The sequence below is a fragment of the Agrobacterium sp. 22094 genome (assembly GCF_052046015.1).
In the GTDB taxonomy this organism is placed as follows: Bacteria; Pseudomonadota; Alphaproteobacteria; order Rhizobiales; family Rhizobiaceae; genus Agrobacterium; species Agrobacterium cavarae.
In genome coordinates this window covers 314,931-337,646 of record NZ_JBQEPX010000001.1, presented here as the reverse complement: position 1 = coordinate 337,646, position 22,716 = coordinate 314,931, and the positions used below count along the sequence as shown (strand labels likewise).

At 60.0% G+C, this 22,716-nt stretch carries 26 protein-coding genes; 15 read left to right on the top strand and 11 right to left on the bottom strand.

Annotation, left to right across the window (positions count from 1 at the left end; translation table 11 throughout):
• Window positions 1-24 precede the first annotated feature (24 nt).
• Window positions 25-2,442, top strand: a complete 2,418-nt coding sequence (locus tag ACTJK5_RS01630; RefSeq protein WP_440611692.1) for a hypothetical protein — start codon at window positions 25-27, stop codon at window positions 2,440-2,442.
• Between the two features lie 301 nt (window positions 2,443-2,743).
• Here ACTJK5_RS01630 and rpoH read toward each other — a convergent pair whose 3' ends face one another.
• Both rpoH and ACTJK5_RS01620 read right to left on the bottom strand, forming a co-directional pair.
• Window positions 2,744-3,646 carry an RNA polymerase sigma factor RpoH gene (gene rpoH / locus ACTJK5_RS01625; protein WP_062425133.1) on the bottom strand — a complete coding sequence of 301 codons (903 nt, stop codon included), beginning with the start codon at window positions 3,644-3,646 and terminating at the stop codon, window positions 2,744-2,746.
• Between the two features lie 262 nt (window positions 3,647-3,908).
• Window positions 3,909-4,931 (bottom strand): RluA family pseudouridine synthase, encoded by a 1,023-nt coding sequence (locus tag ACTJK5_RS01620; RefSeq protein ID WP_440611691.1) that lies wholly within the window; start codon window positions 4,929-4,931, stop codon window positions 3,909-3,911.
• Window positions 4,932-4,971: 40 nt separating this feature from the next.
• Between ACTJK5_RS01620 and ACTJK5_RS01615 the strand changes: the two genes are divergently transcribed.
• The 3 genes from ACTJK5_RS01615 to ACTJK5_RS01605 all read left to right on the top strand — a co-directional run bounded on the left by ACTJK5_RS01615 (window position 4,972) and on the right by ACTJK5_RS01605 (window position 6,887).
• Window positions 4,972-5,358: a hypothetical protein gene (locus ACTJK5_RS01615; RefSeq protein ID WP_440611690.1), complete on the top strand. Its 387-nt coding sequence runs from the start codon at window positions 4,972-4,974 to the stop codon at window positions 5,356-5,358.
• On the top strand, window positions 5,348-6,202 hold the full coding sequence (locus ACTJK5_RS01610) for a TrmH family RNA methyltransferase (protein ID WP_440612548.1): 855 nt from the start codon (window positions 5,348-5,350) through the stop codon (window positions 6,200-6,202). Before ACTJK5_RS01615 ends, ACTJK5_RS01610 begins: the two co-directional genes overlap by 11 nt.
• Before the next feature lie 103 nt (window positions 6,203-6,305).
• Window positions 6,306-6,887: a transglycosylase SLT domain-containing protein gene (locus tag ACTJK5_RS01605; protein ID WP_440611689.1), complete on the top strand. Its 582-nt coding sequence runs from the start codon at window positions 6,306-6,308 to the stop codon at window positions 6,885-6,887.
• Window positions 6,888-6,954: 67 nt separating this feature from the next.
• Here ACTJK5_RS01605 and ACTJK5_RS01600 read toward each other — a convergent pair whose 3' ends face one another.
• Both ACTJK5_RS01600 and ACTJK5_RS01595 read right to left on the bottom strand, forming a co-directional pair.
• The gene (locus tag ACTJK5_RS01600; RefSeq protein ID WP_440611688.1) at window positions 6,955-7,566 is read right to left on the bottom strand and encodes an alpha/beta hydrolase; all 612 of its coding nucleotides are present in this window, start codon (window positions 7,564-7,566) and stop codon (window positions 6,955-6,957) included.
• A 60-nt stretch (window positions 7,567-7,626) separates the two neighbouring features.
• Window positions 7,627-8,571 (bottom strand): VOC family protein, encoded by a 945-nt coding sequence (locus tag ACTJK5_RS01595; protein ID WP_440611687.1) that lies wholly within the window; start codon window positions 8,569-8,571, stop codon window positions 7,627-7,629.
• A 314-nt stretch (window positions 8,572-8,885) separates the two neighbouring features.
• On the opposite strand from ACTJK5_RS01595, the gene ACTJK5_RS01590 reads away from it, so the two are divergent.
• On the top strand, window positions 8,886-9,305 hold the full coding sequence (locus ACTJK5_RS01590; protein WP_335322156.1) for a hypothetical protein: 420 nt from the start codon (window positions 8,886-8,888) through the stop codon (window positions 9,303-9,305).
• 99 nt (window positions 9,306-9,404) lie between these two features.
• On the opposite strand, the gene ung is transcribed toward ACTJK5_RS01590, so the two are convergent.
• Both ung and ACTJK5_RS01580 read right to left on the bottom strand, forming a co-directional pair.
• On the bottom strand, window positions 9,405-10,097 hold the full coding sequence (gene ung / locus ACTJK5_RS01585) for a uracil-DNA glycosylase (protein WP_335322155.1): 693 nt from the start codon (window positions 10,095-10,097) through the stop codon (window positions 9,405-9,407).
• A gap of 24 nt (window positions 10,098-10,121) precedes the next feature.
• Complete coding sequence (locus ACTJK5_RS01580) at window positions 10,122-10,517, bottom strand: VOC family protein (protein WP_335322154.1); 396 nt, start codon at window positions 10,515-10,517, stop codon at window positions 10,122-10,124.
• Window positions 10,518-10,774: 257 nt separating this feature from the next.
• Here ACTJK5_RS01580 and ACTJK5_RS01575 point away from each other — a divergent pair, with 257 nt between their 5' ends.
• Window positions 10,775-11,140 carry a YbaN family protein gene (locus ACTJK5_RS01575; protein ID WP_112360025.1) on the top strand — a complete coding sequence of 122 codons (366 nt, stop codon included), beginning with the start codon at window positions 10,775-10,777 and terminating at the stop codon, window positions 11,138-11,140.
• Between the two features lie 9 nt (window positions 11,141-11,149).
• Here the strand turns inward: ACTJK5_RS01575 and ACTJK5_RS01570 are convergent, their stop codons facing one another.
• Genes ACTJK5_RS01570 through ACTJK5_RS01560 form a run of 3 tightly spaced genes read right to left on the bottom strand, consistent with a single transcriptional unit; the run spans window position 11,150 to window position 13,901 of the window.
• Window positions 11,150-11,932, bottom strand: coding sequence for a heme ABC transporter ATP-binding protein (locus ACTJK5_RS01570; RefSeq protein WP_335322153.1), 783 nt, complete (start codon window positions 11,930-11,932; stop codon window positions 11,150-11,152).
• Window positions 11,929-13,002, bottom strand: a complete 1,074-nt coding sequence (locus tag ACTJK5_RS01565) for a FecCD family ABC transporter permease (RefSeq protein WP_376782323.1) — start codon at window positions 13,000-13,002, stop codon at window positions 11,929-11,931. Before ACTJK5_RS01565 ends, ACTJK5_RS01570 begins: the two co-directional genes overlap by 4 nt.
• A gap of 11 nt (window positions 13,003-13,013) precedes the next feature.
• Window positions 13,014-13,901 carry a heme/hemin ABC transporter substrate-binding protein gene (locus ACTJK5_RS01560; protein ID WP_335322152.1) on the bottom strand — a complete coding sequence of 296 codons (888 nt, stop codon included), beginning with the start codon at window positions 13,899-13,901 and terminating at the stop codon, window positions 13,014-13,016.
• A 184-nt stretch (window positions 13,902-14,085) separates the two neighbouring features.
• Here ACTJK5_RS01560 and ACTJK5_RS01555 point away from each other — a divergent pair, with 184 nt between their 5' ends.
• The 6 genes from ACTJK5_RS01555 to ACTJK5_RS01530 all read left to right on the top strand — a co-directional run bounded on the left by ACTJK5_RS01555 (window position 14,086) and on the right by ACTJK5_RS01530 (window position 17,296).
• Window positions 14,086-14,433, top strand: coding sequence for an antibiotic biosynthesis monooxygenase family protein (locus ACTJK5_RS01555; protein ID WP_062425147.1), 348 nt, complete (start codon window positions 14,086-14,088; stop codon window positions 14,431-14,433).
• Window positions 14,430-14,969, top strand: a complete 540-nt coding sequence (gene hutX, locus ACTJK5_RS01550) for a heme utilization cystosolic carrier protein HutX (protein WP_418884824.1) — start codon at window positions 14,430-14,432, stop codon at window positions 14,967-14,969. Before ACTJK5_RS01555 ends, hutX begins: the two co-directional genes overlap by 4 nt.
• 218 nt (window positions 14,970-15,187) lie before the next feature.
• The gene (gene purU / locus ACTJK5_RS01545; protein WP_313557336.1) at window positions 15,188-16,072 is read left to right on the top strand and encodes a formyltetrahydrofolate deformylase; all 885 of its coding nucleotides are present in this window, start codon (window positions 15,188-15,190) and stop codon (window positions 16,070-16,072) included.
• Window positions 16,073-16,127: 55 nt separating this feature from the next.
• Window positions 16,128-16,424 carry a type II toxin-antitoxin system RelE/ParE family toxin gene (locus ACTJK5_RS01540; RefSeq protein ID WP_112358500.1) on the top strand — a complete coding sequence of 99 codons (297 nt, stop codon included), beginning with the start codon at window positions 16,128-16,130 and terminating at the stop codon, window positions 16,422-16,424.
• Window positions 16,425-16,427: 3 nt separating this feature from the next.
• Entirely contained in the window at window positions 16,428-16,733 is a 306-nt protein-coding gene (locus ACTJK5_RS01535) for an addiction module antidote protein (RefSeq protein ID WP_062439875.1), read from the top strand.
• A 203-nt stretch (window positions 16,734-16,936) separates the two neighbouring features.
• Window positions 16,937-17,296, top strand: a complete 360-nt coding sequence (locus ACTJK5_RS01530) for a hypothetical protein (RefSeq protein ID WP_062425150.1) — start codon at window positions 16,937-16,939, stop codon at window positions 17,294-17,296.
• A gap of 55 nt (window positions 17,297-17,351) precedes the next feature.
• Here the strand turns inward: ACTJK5_RS01530 and ACTJK5_RS01525 are convergent, their stop codons facing one another.
• Window positions 17,352-18,725 (bottom strand): sensor histidine kinase, encoded by a 1,374-nt coding sequence (locus tag ACTJK5_RS01525; protein WP_113261929.1) that lies wholly within the window; start codon window positions 18,723-18,725, stop codon window positions 17,352-17,354.
• The gene (locus tag ACTJK5_RS01520; protein ID WP_062425152.1) at window positions 18,722-19,402 is read right to left on the bottom strand and encodes a response regulator; all 681 of its coding nucleotides are present in this window, start codon (window positions 19,400-19,402) and stop codon (window positions 18,722-18,724) included. The genes ACTJK5_RS01525 and ACTJK5_RS01520 overlap by 4 nt, the downstream gene beginning before the upstream one ends.
• A gap of 124 nt (window positions 19,403-19,526) precedes the next feature.
• On the opposite strand from ACTJK5_RS01520, the gene ACTJK5_RS01515 reads away from it, so the two are divergent.
• From ACTJK5_RS01515 to ACTJK5_RS01505, 3 genes are all read left to right on the top strand, one after another.
• On the top strand, window positions 19,527-20,594 hold the full coding sequence (locus tag ACTJK5_RS01515) for an ABC transporter substrate-binding protein (RefSeq protein ID WP_335322151.1): 1,068 nt from the start codon (window positions 19,527-19,529) through the stop codon (window positions 20,592-20,594).
• 672 nt (window positions 20,595-21,266) lie between these two features.
• Window positions 21,267-22,211 carry a Bug family tripartite tricarboxylate transporter substrate binding protein gene (locus tag ACTJK5_RS01510; RefSeq protein WP_111848846.1) on the top strand — a complete coding sequence of 315 codons (945 nt, stop codon included), beginning with the start codon at window positions 21,267-21,269 and terminating at the stop codon, window positions 22,209-22,211.
• A complete protein-coding gene (locus ACTJK5_RS01505) occupies window positions 22,208-22,702 on the top strand; it encodes a tripartite tricarboxylate transporter TctB family protein (protein ID WP_112953700.1) in 495 nt (164 codons plus the stop codon). The genes ACTJK5_RS01510 and ACTJK5_RS01505 overlap by 4 nt, the downstream gene beginning before the upstream one ends.
• The last annotated feature ends 14 nt before the right edge of the window (window positions 22,703-22,716 follow it).

Here is a 22,716-nt window from a genome sequence, read left to right as displayed (position 1 = left end):
GCCGGTCCCGACGAGAAAGTGCTGATGGCGGATTTTGTAGCAGTCATTCGCAAGGCCGTGGATGGCTTGGCGAACAATACTCCCGAAAACCGGGCCAAGGTGTACGACAAGGCACGCAGCGCCGTCGTGCGCCAGCTTGAAAACATGAAGCCGCGCCCGCCGGAAGAAATGCTCCAGCGGCAGATCATGAAGCTCGACACCGCTATTGCCGAGGTCGAGGGCGAGTATTCCGAAGCACTTCCCGCAGTGGAGGACGAAGATGATGGCATGGCCGCCGCTTACGCGGCGCCTGCGACCGAAGACGTGTCGTCGCCCTATTATGAAGAAAGCGTCGCGCAGCAACAGCGCTACGCCGATGACCATCGGGATGAGGCGGAGCCCGCTCATCCTGATCATCAGGCCGAGTCTGAGCAGCACGATACCTATGCTGCCCACGAAGATGTGGAACGGCACGAAGAGCGCGAGCCCGCCTATCAGGCTGAGCCTGCCGAAGAGCCGGCCTATCGTGCCGAGGAGACGGCAGAAGATGCCGAGCGTTACGAGCGCCCGGCATTCGACGAGTCACATGAACCTCATCAGGAGCACGAGACCTATCGGCACGAGACCCCGGCCTATGCTCACGAGCATGAAGACGAGCACCATGGCGTCGAAGCACGTCATGAGCCCGTCGCCGAGGAAGACCACGCGCACCGCGACTGGGTCGGCCAGGACAGCCATCTCGAGCCCGCCCCGTGGGAGCGCGAAGAGACGACGGTCGGCGACCATGTGGCTGACGATCAGCTGCATGCCGCTTATCGCCACGACGAGGTTGCCCATGACGATTACCGTCATGAGGAGACCCATCAGGATGATGATGCGCGCGAAGTACCGCGTCAGGCAGAACCCTTCAGCACCGAAACCGTGCTGCATGAGAACGCACCGCTTCCCTACACGGCAGGCTTCGACGGCCATTCCAATTACTATGGCAATGTCAGCGTAGAGCCGGAGAACCGTCCCGCTTCCGACGAGACGCATTATGCCGCCTTCAACGAGCATGACGCCCATCGCGATCAGCCGGAAACGGCGCAAGCCAATGCCGCTGGCAAGGCCGCGGCTCCGGTCGACGATTTCTCTTCGTATTTTCAGGACACGGCACTCGACCTGCCGCCGAAGTCTTCGCCATCCCTGCCCCGTGCAGATGAAGATCCTTTTGCGGCAAGCGCCAAGAAGGACGACAAGGAACGCACACCCTGGGACGATCTCGAAGAACTGATCGGCTATGATGGCGGCGCAAACGATCGCTCCGACAAGACGGCCGGCAATAATTTCGACAGCGGCTTTACCGGCGCTGGCATTCCGGCCGCCGCCTATGCGACGAAGAAAAAGCCGAAGCGCAACTATGCTGGCATGGTTCTTGGCCTTGGCCTTCTCGTGGTGCTTGCAGGTGGTGGCTACGCCGCTTGGATGAACCGCGAGGCCCTGAACGACATGGTCGGCGGTCTGGTCAATTCAGCCAAGACGGGCACCTCCACAGAGACACCATCCAACGGAACCTCGCAGACGGCATCGGCACCGGCCAATGGCCAAACACCAGCGGGCAATCAGCCAGCGTCTAACGGCCAGACACCGGCCCAGGGCCAGGCGTCGACCGCGACGCCAGCAGCGACGCGTCCTGCCGATGACGGCTCCGTCACCGGCACGAAGTTCACCCAGCGGCTTCTCGCTGATGGTACGGAGAAGGACGAAGGCCCAGGCCCCGGTGCCAATGGCCAGCCTGTGACCGCAGAAGGTCAATCGGTCTATCAGCAGAACGAAGCGCCTTCGGCCCAGAATACCGCTGCCGCGGCACCTGCTGCTTCCGGCAGCCAGCCCGCCGCACAGCAGACCGCAGCCCCGGCTGCCGCAACCGGCGACCGCATGTTCCTTTACGAGGAAGTGCTCGGCCAGACGGTTCCGACAGCGATCGAAGGGACGGTCTCCTGGACGTTGCAGAACGAGAAGGACGAGGCTGGCAAGCCATCGCCTGAGGTTCAGGGCCAGATCACCATTCCCGGTCGTGGCCTCAGCGCACTCATCACCTTCAAGCGCAACACCGACCCGTCGCTTCCCGCAAGCCATCTGGTCGAGATCGTCTTCTCGGTCTCGCCGGGCTTCGAAGGTGGCGCCATAGACAGCGTCCAGCGCATTGCCATGAAGTCCACCGAACAGGACCGCGGAAACGCTCTGATCGCCGTTCCTGCAAAGATCACCGACGATTTCCACATGATCGCGCTGAACGACTTTCCGGACGCACGCAAGACCAATCTGGAATTGCTCAGAACCCGTGACTGGATCGACATTCCGGTGTCCTACCGCAACGGTCGCCGGGCGCTTCTGACGCTGCAGAAGGGCGCTGACGGCAAGTCCGCATTTGAGACCGCGCTTCGCGAGTGGATGGCGGCATCGCCGACGCCCGCGCAGTAAGCAGATCGGATAACTCGACCAAAACGAAAAGCCCCGGTGAAGATTTCACCGGGGCTTTTGCTTGGAAGGTGTATTCATCGAATGCCTACAGCATCGGCCCGAAAATCGGAATCGATTTTCGGAAAGCACGATGCGTAGATCAAAGAAGATAGAGCGTCCTTTGTGCGTCCAATAGGAAGCACGGCGCTCTAACGCATGTCGCGCAAAAGTGTGCAGCGGTTTTGCGATAACGACATGCGACAAAACGAGGATTTAAAGCGTAGGGAGCGAATCTGAAAGATCGCGACACGCTTTAAACGTATCAGGCGTCCACGAGCCGAAGTGCCTTGGCAGCCTCTTCGGCTTGCTTCTGCACCGCGTCCTGCACTTTTTCAAAGGCGCGGACTTCGATCTGGCGAACGCGCTCGCGGCTGATGTCGAACTCGGTGGACAGCTCTTCCAGCGTCACCGGATCTTCCGCCAGACGGCGTGCTTCAAATATGCGACGTTCGCGATCGTTCAGAACGCCGAGTGCCTTGGAGAGCATGCGGCGGCGGGTTTCCAGCTCGTCCTGCTCGATCAGCACCGCTTCCTGGCTTTCCTGGTCGTCGACCAGCCAATCCTGCCACTGGCCGGATTCGCCTTCGGACGCCTTGATCGGCGCGTTCAGCGAGGCGTCGCCAGACAGGCGGCGGTTCATCGAGATGACCTCTTCCTCGGACACCTGCAGCTTCGTCGCGATTTCCTTGACGTGCTCGGCCTTCAGATCGCCGTCATCGATCGCCTGCAGACGCCCTTTCAGACGGCGCAGGTTGAAGAACAGGCGCTTCTGGTTGGCGGTCGTGCCCATTTTGACCAGAGACCACGAGCGCAGGATATATTCCTGGATCGACGCCTTGATCCACCACATGGCATAGGTCGCGAGACGGAAGCCGCGATCAGGATCGAACTTCTTCACCGCCTGCATCAAACCGACATTGCCCTCGGACACGACTTCGCCGATCGGCAGACCGTAACCACGGTAACCCATGGCGATCTTGGCAACGAGGCGAAGGTGACTTGTCACGAGCTTGTGGGCGGCATCTCTGTCGCCGTGCTCGGCATAACGCTTGCCGAGCATATATTCTTCCTGCGGTTCCAGCATCGGGAACTTGCGTATTTCGTCTAGATATCGGTTCAGACCGGCTTCACCAGCCGTAATCGATGGCAAACTATTGCGGGCCATAAAGCACCCCCTTTATGTTTTTTCAGGCACGGTTCCCAAACCTAAGGCGAACCTTATCGCGGTTCATTTCCGACCCCGCTTCAAGCCATGTCTTAAATATGTATGCGGATGTCACGTTTCAAGGAAACGCACCACTCCCATATCAACCAATAATACCTCATCACGGGACGTTGAAAAAACAGATCTCGGCTGAAATCGTTCCCAAAAAAATCATCATTGAAAAACGGCAGGGTGGCGCGCGCCCTCAGCGGTTGCTTACGGCTTAAGCCCGCAACGCATCCACCAGTTCCGCCATGTCGTCCGGCATATCCGTCTCGAACTCCATCACCTCGCCGGTGCGCGGATGTTCAAAGACCAGTAGATAGGCATGCAGCGCCTGGCGCGGGAAGCGGTTGACGACGATCTTCGCCGGTTCCGGCAGAAGGTTCGCCTTGGTGCGGAACGCCGCCCCATATTCGGGATCGCCGATCAGTGGATGGCCGATATGGGCCATGTGAACGCGGATCTGGTGGGTGCGCCCGGTCTCCAGCTGGCATTCCACCATGGAGGCGAGCGAGGTTGCATCCGGCTTTTCGTGATAGCGCTCCACCACCTCATAATGGGTGATGGCTTCGCGCGCATCGTCGGCGTCCTCGCGCTTGACGGCGCGTTTCGTTCTGTCGGTGCTGCGTCCCAAGGCCGCATCGATCGTACCGCGCAGGCTCTTCGGGCGGCCCCAGACGATCGCCTTGTAGGCGCGCTCCAGCGGACCGGTGCGGCCGTGGTCGGCAAATTGTGCGGCCAGATGCCGGTGGGCGTTGTCGTTCTTGGCGACCACCATCACACCGCTGGTTTCCTTGTCCAGCCGATGAACGATGCCCGGGCGCTTGACGCCGCCAATGCCGGAGAGACTATCGCCGCAATGATGGATCAGCGCGTTGACCAGCGTTCCCGTCCAGTTGCCGGCACCCGGATGCACCACGAGACCTGCGGGCTTGATCAGCACGATGAGGTCATCGTCCTCATATTCTACCTCGAGCGGAATATCCTCACCCTTGGGTTCGGGATCTTCCGGCTCCGGCATGGTGATCTCGATACGGTCGCCGACGCGGATCTTCTTCTTCGGCTCGGTGACAGCCACACCATTGACGAAGACGGCCCCCTGCTCGATCAGCGCCTTGAGACGGCTGCGGGAAAGATCACCCCCAACTTCGGCTGCCAGCCAGGAATCAAGGCGCCCTTCGGCATCATCGCCAGCAATCAGGACTTTCCTTGCGTCTTCGCCTTGTTTAAAGGGGTCGTTCATTCTTATTTTTCCGATCAATCCGAGACTTCCAAGGACCCCGATGACGCAGATCGAGCAAGACGAACAGGACGACAAGCCGCTAGACCCGGCCATGGAAAAAGTTCGCCGCAAGATGATCCGTTTGCAGATCGTGTCGGGCTTGGTGATGTTTATCAGCCTTATGGCCGTCTTCGGCGCGGTTGTCTACAAGGCGATGGGACCATCGAAAACCGCCACACCGGCGGCGACCCAGTCCATGCAGGTACCGTCCGATCAGCCGGTCTCGGCAACGGCGAGCCTGCCGCAGGGCTTCACCATCGAGAACGTCTCCTTCGCCAATGGCGACATGCTGTTTTATGGTCGCCTCACCAACGGCACGCGCAAGGCGCTGGTCTTCAATGTCCAGACACGCCGCTTCGTCGCAGACGTCACCATCGATGCTCAATGATCTGCCTGCCCTGCCGAATGGCGCGGCTCCGATTGCGATAGAGCGAGCGGACGATCCAAGGATCGCTGCCTTTCGCGACATCAAGGAACGCGACCTGACCGGCAGGCACGGCAAATTCATCGTCGAAGGCACGGTAGTGCTGCGCATGCTGGCGGCAGCCCACAAGACGGGCAGCGATTTCCGCGCCGAATGCATCCTGATCCTGAAAAACCGCCTCGCCGGCGTGCTGGATATTCTCTCCGATTTTCCAGCGGACGTGCCGGTCTATGTCGCAGAGGCCGAAGTGCTGGACACCATCGTCGGCTTTCACCTGCACCGGGGCATATTGGCTCTGGGCGTGAGGGTGGGAAGCCGCGATATAGGTCAGACCATCGCCAGCCTGCCGGAAGCCTCGCTGGTCGTCGCAGGCTGCGGCCTTTCCAATCACGACAATATGGGCGCCATGTTTCGCAACGCCGCAGCCTTTATGGCGGACGCAGTGTTTCTGGACTCCACCTCCTGCGATCCGCTGTACCGAAAGGCGCTGCGCGTCTCGGTCGGCTCGGTCCTGTCGGTGCCCTATCATCGCAGCGGAGACGCGCTTTCCATGCTGGAAGCACTGGCAAACGAAGGTTTCGAGATCTGGAGCCTCTCGCCAGCGGGCGAAACGGAGATCCGACACATCCCGCCCTCTCCCCGCATGGCGCTCGTGATCGGCACCGAAGGAGAGGGCCTTCCGCCTGCCGTACTCTCGCGCTTCCATTCGGCGCGCATCGCCCAATCGCCGCAGCTCGATAGCCTCAACGCCGGCACCGCATCCGGTCTCGCACTCTACCAGATGGCGTCGGCCATGGGCCGTATCTGAGCGGTTAACCGATCCTTAACAGATCGCATTTGCATTAACCCTGTCTCAAAACCGAGCATTAAGATTTACGATTTACTAATACGCAGAACGAAAGGTTTTCGCGATGCGTAGCGTTTTTGTCGCCCTTTTTCTTTTGATCGTTCTGGTAGGTTGTGCGACAGCCCCGTCGCAAATCACCAATGCCTGTGCCATTTTCGAACAGCGCAACGGCATGTTCAATAACTGGCGCAAGGATGCCGAGGCCGCGCAGCGCGAGTTCGGCGTGCCCGTGCCGGTGATGATGGCGACGATCTATACGGAATCGAGCTTCCAGCCCTATGCCCGCCCGCCGCGCACCAAGCTTCTCGGCTTCATTCCGTGGAAGCGCAAATCCACCGCTTACGGCTATGCCCAGGCGCTGGACGGTACCTGGGATCGCTACCGCCGTGAAACCGGGCGCTGGAGCGCCAGCCGCACCGACTTCACCGACGCCATCCATTTCGTCGGCTGGTATCACTCCACCAGCAACCGCCAGAACGGCATTGCGCTGAATGACCCCTACAATCTCTATCTCGCCTATTACTCCGGCCATGGCGGCTACGCCAATGGTGTGTGGCGTAATAACGCCGCCATCCAGAAGGCGGCGCGACGCTCGGCCAATATGGCGATCCGCTACGAAGCACAGCTTCGCCAATGCGGCTATTGACACGCGGCTATTGAGAAAAAGCCGCGGCTGAGACGGAAATGGGCTCGGCCGCCGCTTCTGTTATGCCTCACATATAAGGCGTCAAAAACGTCCGCACCGCTTCGATTTCATTCGACCGAATCTCATGCCCGCCGGCGTGCCATTCTTCCGTGACATCTCCGCCTTGAGCCTTCAGATAGTCGGCAAAAGACTTGGTCATCGGCACCGGACAAATCGGGTCGCGCTCCCCGGCCGTAATCAGGACCCGGCGCGTTTGCCGCGCGGGGGCGGCCTTCGGCTCGAAGGGAATGAGCGGATGCATCAGCGCTGCCGCATCGAAGAGATCGGGAAACTCGATCAGGACATTGGCAAGGATATTCGCGCCATTGGAAAAGCCGAGCCCGACAACCTTGCCCGCCTGATGCGCATCGCGGTGCGCCGTAACGAAATCGGCCATGCGGCGGGTCGCCCGGTCGAGGTCATCAAGATCATAGACGCCTTCGGCCTTGCGGCGGAAGAACCGCGCCGCGCCATGTTCGGAGACATCGCCGCGTGGCGAAATCACTGTGGCATTCGGCAAGAGCCGTGAGGCGAAATCGAAGAACTGGTTCTCGTCGCCACCGGTGCCGTGAAAGACAAAGAAAGCCGGCTGGCCGGGCGTGCCGACGCGCAGCTTATGAATGTAACTGTCGGTGCTCATCTCGTACTCCTCAAATCCTCTACGAGGCCGGCAGTTGAGCCGGCCTCGCTTACCTGACGGTCAAGCCTTTACCGAACCATCGAGCGGCTCAAGATGCTGCTCGAGGAAGGGCCGCAGATGCTGGTGCTGCTCGGGTAGTTGCAGCGTCTCACCCAGATGCGCTGTATCCTCATCACGATCGAAGCCCGGTTCGTTGGTGGCGATCTCAAACAAGACGCCGCCGGGCGTGCGGAAATAGATCGCCCAGAAGTAATCGCGGTCGATGACCGGCGTGACCTGATAACCGGTATCCATCAGCGCTTTTCGGACTTCCAGCTGTTTTGCACGGTTTTCGACAGCAAAGGCAATGTGATGGACGGAACCGGCACCCAGACGCGCGCCGGAGATATTCGGCATGGTCTCGATATCGATCACATCGGCGCCGTTGCCACCGGGAATACCAAGACGGACAACGTCGTCTTGGCGGTCCATCTCCTGATAGCCCATGAACTTCAAGAGCTCCGCTGTCGCACCTTCATCGCGTAGGCGCAGCGACGCACCCTGGAAACCATGGATCGCCTGATCCTGACCGACACCATTGCCAGTGAACTGCGCCCGGCCGTCATCCTTGACTTCCACCAGCGCAAAGCCATCGCCATCGGGCCCAGCAAAATGCAGGCGCTTGTTGCCAAAGGCTTCATCGCTCTTCAACCCCTCGACATTCGCCTTGGAGAGGCGATCCTGCCAGTAGCCGAGCGACCCTTCCGGAACCGAAAACAGCGTGGTGCCGACTTCACCCGTGCCCGGACGCCCGCGAGCAATATGCGGAAACGGGAAGTAGGTCATGACCGAGCCCGGCGAACCGACCTCATCGCCATAATAGAGGTGATAGACATCCGGCGCATCGAAATTGACGGTCTGCTTGACCCGGCGCAGGCCCAGCGTATCGGTGAAGAAGCGATTGTTGCCCGATGCACTCGCGGCCATGGAGGTGACGTGGTGCAGGCCCTTGATCTGGTTCAACATGATAAAACCCTTGTGCTTCGGCGGAGGCTTCACTCTGGAAGCAGGTGCCGTGTTTGATGGGCTGAAGATGGTGCAGATCGGCCCTGACGCATAGAGTGAACAATCAGAACGGATCGTTCTTTTTCTGAGAACAGTTCTGGGCTGCCAATCGTCACCAGCTTATCCGCAATCACGCAGATGCCTCGCTGCCAGTTGTCTTCTCAATATATCTCAAGTCGCTGAAATACATGCGCAATTCTAAACGAAATTTAATTTGACTGTACTACCGGCACTTCTAGATTTCGCGTGTAAATTCCTCGGTTGGGACAACCACCATGAACAAAATCCTCCTTAAAATTTCTGCCGCAATATTGATTTCCACTGCAGTATCAAGCTGTGTCACCACGAATGCCGAAGGCATCAAGCAAACCACTTATACAAAGAACGCCCTCAGCGGCGAGCGCACCAAAATCGATTGGGCTGTGGCGGTGAAGGGAGATTGCAGCGCTCGCGTCATCCCGGAACTGCGCGTTCTGCAAGCCCCTCAACACGGCACCGTCGACATCGTCCACGAAAAGCTAGATGGAAAGTTCCACGGGACCTATGCAAAATGCACCGGAAAAGACGTGCAAGGGGCCGCCGCTTATTACACTTCGAAAAAGGGGTTCACCGGCACCGACAAGGTTGTGATCCGCAACTCATACAAGGACGGTATGGTGCGAGATTCTGTCGCCGAGATCAACGTCGTCAAGTGATTGACGTTAAAGGCTGAGACCGCTCGGACGGTCGTGTTGGAACCCGCAGTTGCTCATTCGGCGCTGCGGGTTTTTGCATGACCTTGACGATCACAGCCCTCACACTTCGTCCGGCAACTGCCAGTCGATCGGGTCTCGTCCATGCGAGATCAGAAAGGCGTTGGCCTTGGAGAAATGGTGGTTGCCGAAGAAGCCGTTATGGGCGGAAAGCGGCGATGGGTGGGCCGATTTCAGCACCAGATGTCTGCGCTGATCGACGAAGGACGCCTTCTTCTGGGCGTAAGCGCCCCAAAGCAGGAAGACGACATGATCGCATTGCTCGTTCACCGCACGGATGACGGCGTCGGTGAACGTCTCCCAGCCTTTTCCCTGATGAGAGGCGGCCCGCGCCTGTTCCACCGTCAGGACGCTGTTGAGAAGCAGAACGCCCTGCTTGGCCCAGCTTTCCAGAAAGCCGTGCTTGACCGGATGAACGCCGAGATCGCTCTGCAATTCCTTGTAGATATTGACGAGCGAGGGCGGAATGCGCACGCCGGGGCGCACGGAAAAGCAGAGACCATGCGCCTGGCCCGGACCATGATACGGGTCCTGCCCCAGGATCACGACCTTGACCTCGTTGAGCGGGGTCAGATCGAGCGCGCGAAAATACTCCGGCCCCTTAGGAAAGATCTGCTTGCCGGCTTCCTTTTCGGCCAGCAGAAAGCCTTTCAGCTTCTGCATATACTGGCTGTCGAACTCACCCGAAAGCGCCTGTTTCCAGCTCTCTTCGAGTTTCACGCCAGCCTCTGCCATGGTGAGCCGTCCCCTGTAAGCTGCTTACTTGAAGCGATTGCCGCGCTGCAGCACTTCGATCTTGTAGCCGTCCGGATCGCAGATGAAGAAATATTTGGCGAACGGCATGCCTTTGTAATCCGCCTCGATGATCTTGCCAACCGAAAGGCCGACTTCGGAAAGGCGGGCATGCTCGGCATCCACATCCTCGACGCTGACGGCAAGATGGCCGTAGCCGTCACCCAGCGCATACGGCACCTCGCGGCCCTTGTTGACCGTCAGTTCCAGTTCGAAGTCGCCCTGGCTGTTGCTCAGATAAATCAACGTGAAGGTTTCGAATTCGAAGCGCTCGGCAACATCGAGATTGAAAGCCTGCTTGTAGAAATTCACCGAACGCGTCTCGTCCAGCACCCGGACCATCGAGTGGATCAGCTTGGCCATGGTGTTTTCCTTCTTCCTGTTAAAGCGTGTCGCGATCTTTCAGAGTCGCGCCTCACGCTTCGAGTTTTTGTTTTGTCGCATGTCCTTGTCCCAAAACGCTCACGCATATTTGCGCGGACTATGCCTGGCCGGTTGTACCCCGGCATTTTGGCAGCCAGATAAAGCCGAAAGGCAGAGAGTTCAACCCCTTGGCTCGGAACGAGGGTCTGCCACGCTTTTTCTTTGTCAGGAATGGCACGCCCGTGTTACCGGCAGATATGCGCATTGTTTATCTCTGTCTCGGCTGTCTGATGGTCGCCACCGGTGTGGTCGGTGCGTTTCTGCCCGTGCTGCCGACGACGCCATTTCTTCTGCTGGCGCTCTGGTGTTTTTCCAAATCGTCGCCGCGACTGGAAGCCTGGCTGCTGAACCACCCGCGCTTCGGCAAATCCCTGCGCAACTGGCGCGAACACGGCGCCATTCCGCGGCGCGCCAAGATCGCCGCAGTCTCTTTGATGACAATGAGTTATCTGTTTTACCTCGTCATCCTGGCTCCGATGGCGCTTCATGCGCTGATCGTTGCAGTGGTGATGATCGGTGCCGGAACCTTCGTCGTCACGCGGCCATCGCCGCCCAAGGACTGAACGAGCGGCCTAACGGTACCGCGCCTGGGGCAGCACATAGGCAATATGATTGGCGGGCAGACGCCCCACCGCGCCGCCCACGCCATAGACCCGGGCAATCGTTTCGTCATTGATGGTTTCGAGCGCCGATCCGCACGCGGTGACAATGCCCCGGTGCATGACGATAAGTTGATCGGCAAACTCCGCCGCAAGATTGAGATCGTGCAGGATCGCCAGCACCGTGCCGCCAGCCGCAACAAAGTCCTTGGCCGTTTCCAGGACGGAAATCTGATGACCGAGATCGAGGCTGGAGGTTGGCTCGTCTAGAAGCAGGACACGGCTCTCGCCGTTCTCCACGGCAAGCGGCACCTGGGCGAGCGCACGGGCAAACTGCACCCGCTGCTGCTCTCCGCCAGACAGCATGTTGTAGGCCCGGCCCTCGAAGCCGTTCAAGCCCACTTTCGCAAGTGCGCGTCGTGCCTGTTCATCCGGGGTCCGCGACCCCTGCGCCACCGCACCCATCCGCACGATTTCAAGCGCGGTGAAGGGGAAGGCAAGAACCGTGCTCTGCGGCAGCACGGCACGACGACGCGCGAGTTGCACCGGGGAGAAACCCGAGAGATCGATATTGCCATAGGCGACATGGCCCTGATCGGGCGTCATCTCGCCGCACAACACCTTCATCAAGGTCGATTTTCCCGCGCCGTTGGGACCGATGATGACGCTGAAGGTCCCGGGGGCAAGGCTGATCGACACGTCATCGATCAGATGCCGCTCTCCACGCGTGACGGTGACATTGCGCGCCGAAATCATGTCGTGCTCCTCAGACCAAGACCGTTCTTGCCAAGTAGCAGGAAGAGGAACACCGGCGCACCGATCAGCGCCATAACCACCCCGATCGGCAATTCGGCGGGAGCGGCGACGGTGCGGGCGAAACTGTCCGCAAGCAGCAGAAGTGCCGCTCCGCCAATGGCCGAGGAGGGCAGCAGGAAGCGATGCGACGAGCCGATGACGAGGCGCAGCAGGTGCGGCACGACAATGCCGACAAAGCCGATGGAGCCCGCCGCCGCGACACTTGCACCACAGGCAGCGGCCACGACGACGATAACGATGCGCTTCAGCCGTTGCACCGGAATGCCCATGTGGAAAGCCGCAGCATCGCCAAGGATCAGCGCATCCAGCCCCTTCGAGACAAAGGGAATGCTCACAAGGATCGCCAGCACGAAGGGCAACGTCGCCAGCACCTTGGTGGAGGTGGCACCACCGAGAGACCCGAGGCTCCAGAAGGTAATGTCGCGCAGCGCCCGGTCGTCGGCCATGAAGATCATCAGGCCCGTCAGGGCACCGCTCAAGGCGGCCACCGCAATGCCGGCAAGGATCAGCACCGTGGTCGAGGTGGCGCCATTGCGCGTGGCGATAATGTAGAGAAGAAACGTGTTGATCAGCCCGCCGGCAAAGGCCATGACCGGCAGAAAGTGGACGCCGAGAAAGAGCGACAGCGGTGCAAGCAGCCCACCGCCCAGCGCCAATGCCGCAACGGCAAAAAGGGCGGCCCCCGAGGTCACGCCAACCAGGCCCGGATCGGCCAGAGGATTGCGAAACAGCCCCTGCATCATCGCACCCGAAACTGCAAGGGCAGCACCGATCATCAGCCCAAGCCCGGTTCGCGGCAGGCGCACGGCCTCCAGAATGATGCGGTCGCGCGCATCCATGCCCTCGGCACCGCCGGTAAAATAAAGCCAGAGTTCATGCAAGCCAACGCCTGTCGGGCCGCTTGCCAGCGACACGAGACAGGCGAGAAACAGGATGAGGCAGAGTGCGCCAAGCGTCACGACGCCCTTGCGGGAGCGATCTCCTGGCACCCTTCCCGCAGCCGCATTCATCGCAATCGCACTCACGGCTTGACGATCTCCGGATAGAGTTTTGACGCAAGCTCACGACCGGCAGCGGGCGTGCGCGGGCCAAAGCCGATCAGGTAAAGCCCGTCCATGCTGATCAGGGCTTTTGCGGCAGCTGCGGGTGTGGACTGGAAGGCGGGCAGCGCAAACACCTCGTCGGGCTTCGCCGCATGATTGCCCCGCTGCATGGTAAGAATGACATCAGGGGCTGCCGCAATCACCGCCTCATCCGTCAGCGGCTTGTAGCCGGTGATCTCAGGCGCGGCATTGACGCCACCCGCAAGCTCGATTATGGCCGCAGCCTCGGTATCCTTGCCAGCCGCCATGATGCGACCACCGGCCATCGAAAGAACGAAGAGCACCCGCTTCTTCTTGTCCCCGACGGCAGCAACATCCTTGGAAAGCGAATCGAGTTCGGCATCGACCTTGTCGGCCAGTGCCTTCGCCTTGCCCTCCAGACCGGCAGCGGCCCCGACATCCTCGATCTTCCTGGCGATTGCCTTCGCATCTGGCGGCGTATCGATCGTCACCATCGGCACTTCACTGGCTTTCAGGATGCCGATCACGTCCGGCGGTCCGGCACCGTCTTCGGAAAGGATGAGGTCCGGCTTCTGCGCCAGAACGCCTTCGGAGGAGAGCGCCCGCATGTAGCCGACGTCCGGCTTTTGCACGACCTCGGCAGGATAGGTGCTTGTGGAATCGCGCGCGATCACGCGCTCGCCCGCACCCAGTGCATAGAGAATTTCCGTGATCGTACCACCGACGGCAACGATCCGCTTCGCCTCCGGATTGCCCTTGTCCGAGGCTGCGGCGTGCAACGGCACCAACGCGGCGAGCGCTGGCAGAACAACACCAAAGAGAGCGGAACGCGTGAAAACCGGCATGTCATAACCCTGCTATCGAAAGGTGCGGCAGGCGTGCCGCCTATAAGTTGAGTTATTTACACATCTTTAAAATGCGCACAATCCGATAAAGTGGAGTATGAGCGTTATCTTTTCTATTTTCCTCTTTTCATTTGTCGAGGCGCTCAATATCCTGAGTGGCATACACCACTTAATGGAGACCCCAATGTTTATCGCAATGAACCGCTTCCGCGTCGTCCCGGGCTATGAAGAGGCCTTCGAGACCATCTGGCGCGAGCGCAAGCGTCATTTGGCCGAAATGCCCGGCTATCTGGAGTTTCATATGCTGAAAGGCCCGAAGGCCGACGACCATACGCTCTACGCATCGCACACCGTCTGGGCCACCAAGGACGATTTCACTGCATGGACGCGCTCCGAGCAGTTCCGCGCCGCCCATGCCAATGCTGGCAACAATCGCGGCAAGGTCGAATATCTCTCCGGCCCGCATTTCGAAGGCTTCGATGTCATCATCCATGAAGACGCCAACGGCGAAACCCGTTCGGTCGCCGCATGACGATGACAGCCGCAACGCTGAACGCTTCGAACGAGGCAAACGAACGCCGCGCCCGCGCTCAAGCCGCGCTCGCCGAAAAGCCCGATGGTGTGGTGGAAGCCATTGCCGGCAAGGCTGAGGTGACACCTGCCGAAATTCTGGCGATCCTGCCGCCCGTTGCTGCCATCCAGGCGCCTGCCGAAAGCTTCAACGCCATCTGGGAAGAGCTTCGCGGTTGGGGCGAAATCCTGATGATCGTGCAGACGCCGGATATCGTCTTCGAAGTGGCAGGCACCCTGCCGGAGGGCAGTGAGGGCCATGGCTGGTTCAACATCCACGGCGATAGCCCGATTGGCGGCCATATCAAGAAGGAGGCCTGCGCCTCCATCGCCTTTATCGACCGCACCTTTCACGGACGCCGGTCGCTCTCCGTCTGGTTCATGAATGCGGCGGGCAGCGCCATGTTCAAGATCTTCGTACGCCGCGACGCGGAGAAGGAATTGCTGCCCCACCAGGTCGCCCGCTTCGAGACCCTTCGCGATAGTTTCCGCGCCTGACGACCGTGAATCCGGGGCTGCCGAATGATCCCATCTCGGAAGCCCGACGCCACTCCTGCTTTGGACAGCCGATGTCGCTCCCGGCATGTTCCGCGCGCCTCCTCTGGCTTATGAATTCAACACATTGATCTGAAGCGCAGAAGCGGCGCGATGGAGGACTTGCGCCCACGCACGCTTGCGCTATTAGGCAACATAAAGATCGCGAGGGGTAAGACCAGATGACGACCTATGTATTGACCGTAGCTTGCAAATCCACACGCGGCATCGTCGCGGCCATCTCGGGTTATCTCGCCGACAAGGGTTGCAACATCGTCGATAGCTCGCAATTCGACGACCTCGAAACCGGCAAGTTCTTCATGCGCGTCTCCTTCATTTCGGAAGAGGGCGTGTCGCTTTCAGACATCAAGGAAGGCTTCAAGCCGGTTGCCGAGCGCTTCAAGATGGAGGCCGAGATCTACAGCGATGGCGAACGCACCAAGACGCTGCTGATGGTGTCGCGTTTCGGTCATTGTCTCAACGATCTGCTCTATCGCTGGAAGATCGGCGCGCTGCCGATCGACATCGTCGGCGTCGTTTCCAACCACTTCGATTACCAGAAGGTCGTCGTCAACCACGACATTCCCTTCCACCACATCAAGGTAACGAAGGAAAACAAGCCCAAGGCCGAAGCGCAGTTGAACGACCTGATCGAAAGCACCGGCACCGAACTCGTGGTTCTGGCGCGCTATATGCAGGTTCTGTCAGACGACATGTGCCGCAAGATGTCCGGCAAGATCATCAACATCCACCACTCCTTCCTGCCAAGCTTCAAGGGCGCCAACCCCTATAAGCAGGCCTATGAGCGTGGCGTGAAGCTGATTGGCGCCACCGCCCACTACGTCACAGCCGATCTCGACGAAGGTCCGATCATCGAGCAGGACACCGTGCGCATCACCCACGCCCAATCGGCAGACGATTACGTCTCGCTTGGCCGCGATGTGGAAAGCCAGGTTCTGGCCCGTGCCATCCATGCCCATATCCACCATCGCACCTTCATCAACGGCAACCGCACCGTGGTCTTCCCGCCAAGCCCGGGTTCCTATGCGTCGGAGCGGATGGGCTGACGTTTCCGCCCACCATCATTCTTTGACAAATAGACAACCATAGTTTACACTTCAGATGTTCACCATTCGCGAAACAATTGAGTTCTCGAACTGGCTGACCAAGCTTAAAGACGTTCAGGCGCGAGCGCGGATTGTCCGGCGGGTCGACAGGCTCCAGCGAGGCAATCCCGGCGATGTCAAGCCGGTTGGCGAGGGCGTCAGTGAGCTGAGGATCGACTACGGTCCCGGCTACCGGGTCTATTTCATTCAGGAGGGTAAGCTCATTATCGTGCTGCTCTGCGGTGGAGATAAGAGCTCGCAGAGCCGGGACATTTCACAAGCCAAGGCACTTGCCAAGGCGTTGAAGGAGTAGGCCATGGCCGTGGAAACTCGTGAGTTCGACGCAGCACGTTATCTCGATAACGAAGAGGCAATCGCCGCTTATCTCGCTGACGCCACCGAGAGCGGCGACGCGGCAGAGATTGCACATGCCTTGGGCGTCGTAGCTCGCGCCAAGGGCATGACCGATCTGTCCAAGCAGACCGGCCTATCCCGGCAAACACTCTACAAGGCGTTGAGCGGAGAAGGGAATCCAGAACTCGGCACCATCAGCAAGGTGGCCGATGCTCTGGGCTACAGGCTCTCTTTGGTCGCTAAAACGCAGACCGATGCCGCGGCTTAGAGCGCCGTGCGTCCTATTGGACGCACAAAGGACGCTCTATCTTCTTTGATCTACGCATCGTGCTTTCCGAAAATCGATTCCGATTTTCGGGCCGATGCTGTAGGCAGCGTCTTCCCGGGGAAGCCAAAAATAATTTTGGACCATAAGCAACTGACGGCGCTCCGTGCCGTTTCTCTTGCGCAGTCCAACCAAGAGGCTTCCTCATGAAAAAGTTGATTATCGCTGGCGCCGCGCTCTTCCTTGCGGCCGGAACCGCCTTCGCCCAGCAGCCACCACCGCCGCCTCCGCCGGCAGCGCCGGCTGACGGAATGGCAAAGCCCGACGCTCCGCCGCCGCCACCGCCACCAGGCCCTCGCGGTCCGATGGAGCGTGGCCCCGGCCCGGATGGTCCAGGTCCGGACGGCCCGCGCGGTCATATGCCTCCGCCGCCGCCACCTTCCAAGGGTGCGCATTTCCGCATCGAGAGCGGCGAGACCAAGATCGACGTCAAATGCGCCGACGATGAACCGATGAAAGCTTGCGCCGATATCATGATGCAGCTCATCGACAAGATGAACGATTAAGCCTTTGGCTGTGGCAGGGTGGCGATGCGCTGCCCTGCCCGTTCGCCCTTCTCGATCAGAACCGGATCGACGCTTTCAGCCCCTGTCCACCCGCGCCATCTTCTAACACAAGTTCTGCCTTGAAGAGGGACGCAATCTCCTCGACGATCGCCAGCCCCAGCCCAGCGCCGGGCGCCACATTCCCCTCGCCGCGCGCAAAGCGCTGGCGCACGATAGCACGCTTCTCCGGTGGGATGCCGATGCCGTTGTCCTCCACTTCCAGACAGGTACTGCCATCGATCTTGCGCACCCGCACGGTGATCTCGCTGCCGCGTCCCGCATAGGCAATCGCATTGCTGATGAGGTTGCCCAGAAGTTCGCGAAGCAGCAGCGGTTCAGCCTCGACGGTCGCGGGCTCCACCTCCTCGAAGCCCAGATCGATATCGGCGTCTGCAGCGCTCGGCACGAAATCCGCCGTCACCGATTGGGCAAGCGAAACGAGATCGACAGCGATGAGGCTCTGCTTTTCGCCGGAGCCCGCGGCATCGATATTGGCCATGCGCAGAAGCTGCGCCAGAATATGCTCGGCATGCGCAACCGAAGCATCGCCCTTCTTGGCTGCTGCCTTGGCCTCTTCCAGTGTCTGGGCACGCGCGGCGAGCGCCAGCTGGGTGCGGATGATAGCAAGTGGCGTGCGTAACTGGTGGCTGGCATTGCCGGTGAAATGGCGCAAAGCATCGAGCGCCGATTGCAACCGGACCATGAAGGAGTTGACCGTCTCCACCAGATTCTCGACCTCGACCGGTACGGATTGACGGATCGGATGCAGATCGTCCGGGCTGCGCTCGTCGATCGCCTCGCTCAAGCGATAGAGAGGGCGCAGCGATATAGTCACTGCCACCCAGACAATCGCTGCGGCACCGAGGATCATCAGCAGCAATCGCAGCGCCGAGCGCAGGATGATGGCGCGGGCAAGCCGACTGCGGGCAATGGTGGTTTCCGCCACCGTGACTGTAAAGGGTACGGAGTTGATCCCGGTGGAGGCAAAGCGGCGCAGGCCCGCGATCCGGATCGGCTCGCCGCGGAACACGCCGTCCATATAGCGCGGGCTATCCCCTTGCAGGCCATTCACCGAAGGAAGGTTCTGGTAGCCGGTGAGAAACTGGCCGTTCGGCCCATCCACCCGGTAAAACACGCGATCCTGTGCTGCCGACGTCAGCATCTCCAGCGCGACATAGGGAATATCGACTTCAAGGGTGCCGTTCTCCGCCACGACGACGCGTTCGGCAATGGCAAGCGCCGAGCCGGAGAGCACCCGGTCCGAGACGATATTGGCGGTGTTGATCGCCTCGCGATAGGTGTCGGCCAGTGCCACGCAGCCGATGATCGCGGTAGACACCAAGAGCCAGCCGAGAAGCCTGCGCCGAAGCGAATAGGCGACCTTTCTCATTCGGCGGCCTCGGCCAGCCTTTCGAGATAGTAGCCAATGCCGCGCGCCGTCTTCACCGTCAGCCCATGCGGTGCAAGGCGCTTGCGCAGCCGGCTGACATATTGCTCGATGGCATTGCCGGAAAGCTCGTCGTCAAAGCCTGTCAGCGACTGGACGATCGCCTCCTTCGCCACCACCTTGCCCGCCCGCATGAAGAGGACCTCCAGCAGCGCCACCTCGCGCGCCGGAAGATCGAGCGGATGACCACCGGCGGAAAAGGTGCGCGAGGTGAGATCGAAGGACACATTGCCGAAGCTGACGAGTGAGGAGCGCAGACCGGCATTGCGGCGCAGAAGCACCCGCACGCGCGCCTCGAACTCGGCAATGTCGAAGGGCTTGATCATATAGTCGTCGGCGCCGAGATCGAGCCCCCTCACCTTCTCCTCGGGCGTGCCACGCGCCGTCAGGATCAACACGGCGGCCTTGTCCTGGCGCGCGCGCATGGAGCGCAGCACATCGATGCCATCCTTTTCCGGCAGGTTGAGATCGAGAATGACGAGGTCGAAGTTTTCAGCGGCGATTGCCGCATCGGCAGAATTGCCATCGGACACCACGTCCACGGCATAGCCGCTGCCACGCAACAGCGCAGACAGTCCTTCCGACAGAACCTGATTGTCCTCCACCAGCAGAATGCGCAAACGTCAAATCCCTCTTTCCACCCGGACGTTAGCGAAGTCGCTCGCGCTTGTGAATGCCCATCTCGAAGCAACCGCTTATGAACCCCGCTTGTGAAGAACAACGCCCTGCGGCATGATCGCAACCATGCGTATTGCCCTTGCCCTTTGTCTTGTTCTTCTCGGCACTGCCGCCTCGCAAGCGCAGCCGATGCTCTTTCCCGCGCTTTCGGGAAAGAAGGATGCGCAGACGCTGGTGGTCTATTCCTCGCTCGATGAGCCGCTCGCGACCCCAATGATCGAGGGTTTTCAGCGCGCCAACCCGGATGTGGCCGTTTCCTATGAGGACATGCTGACCGGCGAGATCTACGACCGCATCGTGGCAGAGACCGACAGCGGCAAGAAGACCGCCGATTTCGCCTTTTCCTCCGCCATGGACCTGCAGGTCAAGCTCAGCAATGACGGCTACGCCCAGCGCTCCGATCTTCCCGGCAGCGCGCTCTGGCCCGCCTGGGCCAACTGGCGCAACACCGCTTACGCGCTGACCTTCGAACCCGCCGTCTTCGTCTATCACAAGCCAAGTTTCGTCAACGAGAAGCCACCGGCAAGCCGCGCCGAGTTCGTCGATTATCTTCAGCGCCACGCCAAGGATATTCACGGGCGCATCGCCACCTATGACATCGAGCGCTCCGGCGTCGGCTTTCTCTTCATGTCGCGTGACCAGGAGCAGTTCGGCGATATCTGGAATGTCATCAAGGCCATGGGTGCTGCGGGCGTAAAGGTCTATTCCACCAGCTCCGCCATTCTGGAACGCATCTCCGATGGCCGCTTCGTGCTTGGTTACAACATCCTCGGTTCATACGCCGCCGATTGGGCCGCCCGCCACCCGGATGTCGGCATCATGCTGCCAAGCGATTATACCGTCGTCATGTCGCGCATCGGCCTCGTGCCGCAGGCCGCAGCCAATCCAGAACTCGGCCGCCGCTATCTGCAGTTCTTCATGTCGAAGGAAGGCCAGACGATCATGGCAAGGCAACTGCAGATCCCGGCCGTCAGTCCGGAAGTCGCCGGCGAGAACACCGCCAACACAATGCAGGCCATCCACGGTGCGCAATTGCGCCCTGTTCCCGTCAGCCCCGGTCTGATGGTCTATCTCGACCAGGTCAAGCGCGCCCGCATCATCGAGCGCTGGAACGAGGCCTTGCGGTCGCAGTAGCTGTAGCTATCATTACCCTCAATCCTATCATCGGACGTGGCCTGGGATCATCACAAGCACAGGAAACCGCGGAAATGATTCCTCGGTCGGGTAATCCGCAATATGAGGTGGTGAGGTCCTTTCCGCACGACCTCGCGATGATGTGGGACCCCTCCTCCCCGTCATCCTCGGCCTTGAGCCGAGGATCCACGTTTTCCATTAGTGTCAATAGCTTATGGATCCTAGCCTCAAGGGCGAGGATGACGAACGAGAGGTTTTCGCCCACGACCATAGGACTGTCCCAACCGGTGTTGCAGACGTTCATCGACGCGACAACGCTGGAAATTCAGATGCATCTTACCCAGTGCACCACAGAATTTCCATGTCGTGAGGCGGTGCGATACGGAATGCGGCAGCCGAAGGGACTGCAGGCACTGGCAAAACACCCTCCCGTAAAAATTAACAGCCCGTAAACGCCGCAACCTTCATCCCGCGTCAGTTAAATGACAGCTTTGTATGGTGGTCTGCAATTCTTCTTCATGCCGTGGAGGCGGCCGGGGAAGCGGGAGGCAAGTCTCATCGCATCATACCGTTCAACAGGCAGCGTCTTCGCGCCAGGTCGGTAAATTTGCGTGCTCCTTCCGTTGTCAATGATCGCAACAATGCCGAAACGGCATTCAAGGAGGATTCACTTTGAAGCATTTTTTCCTCGCCTCGCTTCTGGCTGGCGCCATCGCTCTTCCCGCAGCAGCCGCTGATTACACCATCATCGCGCCTGCCAATCCGGGCGGCGGCTGGGACCAGACGGCCCGTTCGCTGCAGACGGTTCTGCAGGAAGAGGGCATTTCCAAGAGCGTGCAGGTTCAAAACGTTCCAGGCGCCGGCGGCACCATCGGTCTTGCCCAGTTCGCAAGCCAGCAGAAGGGCAACGCCAACGCACTGATCGTTGGCGGTTACGTCATGGTGGGTGCCATTCTCACCAACAAGGCACCCGTTACGCTGAACGACGTCACCCCGATTGCCCGCCTGACCGGCGAATTTGAAGCGATCGTCGTTCCTGCCTCTTCGCCGATCCAGAACATCAACGATCTGGTCGCGCAGCTGAAGAAGGATCCGGGCAGCGTGTCCTGGGGCGGCGGTTCGGCTGGTGGCACCGACCACATCACGGCGGGCCTGATTGCAAAGGCTGCCGGCGTCGATCCCACCAAGATCAACTACATCGCCTATTCCGGCGGCGGCGAAGCACTTGCCTCCATCCTCGGCGCCCAGGTCACCGCCGGCATTTCCGGCTATGGCGAATTCGAAAGCCAGGTGAAGGCGGGAACGCTTCGCCTTCTCGCTGTCACCAGCGCAGAGAAGCTTCCAGGCGTCGACGCGCCGACGCTGAAGGAAAGCGGCCTCGATGTGGTCGTGCAGAACTGGCGCATGGTTGCCGCTCCTCCCGGCCTGACGGCGGATCAGGAGAAGGCTGTGAACGCCGATATCGAGAAGCTGGTCAAATCCGCCAAGTGGCAGGAAACGCTGAAGACCAAGGGCTGGACGGATACCTATCTCGCCGGTGAAGCCTTCAAGGCGGAGCTTGCCAAGGATACGGCCGCGACCGAAACCATTCTCAAAGACATCGGACTTGTAAAATGAGCCAGGGTATCAACCCCTCACAATCACAAAAACGCCGCCCTGATTGGGCGGCGCTCCTCATCGCGGTGGCGCTGGTCGCCATTGCCGCCGTCATCTTCTGGGATTCAGGCCGTCTGGCCAGCGTCACCGGCTACTCGCCTGTCGGTCCGGCAACGGTACCTTACGCCATCGGCTTCTGTCTTGTGGGTCTGGCAATCTGGACGGCGATTGAAGCCTGGCGTGGGGATTTCCCCGAGCGCGACCATCAGGAAGTCGGACCCGTGGTCTGGGTCGTTGCAGGCCTTGCCGCACAGATGTTGCTTTTGAAGGTTGCGGGCTTTTCCATTGCCACCGGCCTGCTGTTTGCCTTCACCGCGCGCGCTTTCGGCAAGAAGAAGCTCCACTATTCGATCCCGCTCGGCATCGCGATCAGCTTCGTCGTGTGGTTCATCTTCGCGCGCCTGCTGCAGCTGTCTCTACCCGCTGGCCCGATCGAGCAGCTCTTCGTCTGACCGCAAATTATAAA

Coding starts and splice junctions, on each gene's coding strand:
- ACTJK5_RS01535 (WP_062439875.1), top strand. CDS start 16,428: ATGGCCGTGGAAACTCGTGAGTTCGACGCAGCACGTTATCTCGATAAC.
- ACTJK5_RS01525 (WP_113261929.1), bottom strand. CDS start 18,725: ATGAGAAAGGTCGCCTATTCGCTTCGGCGCAGGCTTCTCGGCTGGCTC.
- ACTJK5_RS01540 (WP_112358500.1), top strand. CDS start 16,128: ATGTTCACCATTCGCGAAACAATTGAGTTCTCGAACTGGCTGACCAAG.
- ung (WP_335322155.1), bottom strand. CDS start 10,097: ATGGCAGAGGCTGGCGTGAAACTCGAAGAGAGCTGGAAACAGGCGCTT.
- ACTJK5_RS01530 (WP_062425150.1), top strand. CDS start 16,937: ATGAAAAAGTTGATTATCGCTGGCGCCGCGCTCTTCCTTGCGGCCGGA.
- ACTJK5_RS01630 (WP_440611692.1), top strand. CDS start 25: ATGGCGGATTTTGTAGCAGTCATTCGCAAGGCCGTGGATGGCTTGGCG.
- ACTJK5_RS01605 (WP_440611689.1), top strand. CDS start 6,306: ATGCGTAGCGTTTTTGTCGCCCTTTTTCTTTTGATCGTTCTGGTAGGT.
- ACTJK5_RS01575 (WP_112360025.1), top strand. CDS start 10,775: ATGCGCATTGTTTATCTCTGTCTCGGCTGTCTGATGGTCGCCACCGGT.
- ACTJK5_RS01560 (WP_335322152.1), bottom strand. CDS start 13,901: ATGCCGGTTTTCACGCGTTCCGCTCTCTTTGGTGTTGTTCTGCCAGCG.
- ACTJK5_RS01590 (WP_335322156.1), top strand. CDS start 8,886: ATGAACAAAATCCTCCTTAAAATTTCTGCCGCAATATTGATTTCCACT.
- hutX (WP_418884824.1), top strand. CDS start 14,430: ATGACGATGACAGCCGCAACGCTGAACGCTTCGAACGAGGCAAACGAA.
- ACTJK5_RS01555 (WP_062425147.1), top strand. CDS start 14,086: ATGTTTATCGCAATGAACCGCTTCCGCGTCGTCCCGGGCTATGAAGAG.
- ACTJK5_RS01610 (WP_440612548.1), top strand. CDS start 5,348: ATGCTCAATGATCTGCCTGCCCTGCCGAATGGCGCGGCTCCGATTGCG.
- rpoH (WP_062425133.1), bottom strand. CDS start 3,646: ATGGCCCGCAATAGTTTGCCATCGATTACGGCTGGTGAAGCCGGTCTG.
- ACTJK5_RS01570 (WP_335322153.1), bottom strand. CDS start 11,932: ATGATTTCGGCGCGCAATGTCACCGTCACGCGTGGAGAGCGGCATCTG.
- ACTJK5_RS01600 (WP_440611688.1), bottom strand. CDS start 7,566: ATGAGCACCGACAGTTACATTCATAAGCTGCGCGTCGGCACGCCCGGC.
- ACTJK5_RS01615 (WP_440611690.1), top strand. CDS start 4,972: ATGACGCAGATCGAGCAAGACGAACAGGACGACAAGCCGCTAGACCCG.
- purU (WP_313557336.1), top strand. CDS start 15,188: ATGACGACCTATGTATTGACCGTAGCTTGCAAATCCACACGCGGCATC.
- ACTJK5_RS01620 (WP_440611691.1), bottom strand. CDS start 4,931: ATGAACGACCCCTTTAAACAAGGCGAAGACGCAAGGAAAGTCCTGATT.
- ACTJK5_RS01580 (WP_335322154.1), bottom strand. CDS start 10,517: ATGGCCAAGCTGATCCACTCGATGGTCCGGGTGCTGGACGAGACGCGT.
- ACTJK5_RS01565 (WP_376782323.1), bottom strand. CDS start 13,002: ATGAATGCGGCTGCGGGAAGGGTGCCAGGAGATCGCTCCCGCAAGGGC.
- ACTJK5_RS01505 (WP_112953700.1), top strand. CDS start 22,208: ATGAGCCAGGGTATCAACCCCTCACAATCACAAAAACGCCGCCCTGAT.
- ACTJK5_RS01515 (WP_335322151.1), top strand. CDS start 19,527: ATGCGTATTGCCCTTGCCCTTTGTCTTGTTCTTCTCGGCACTGCCGCC.
- ACTJK5_RS01595 (WP_440611687.1), bottom strand. CDS start 8,571: ATGTTGAACCAGATCAAGGGCCTGCACCACGTCACCTCCATGGCCGCG.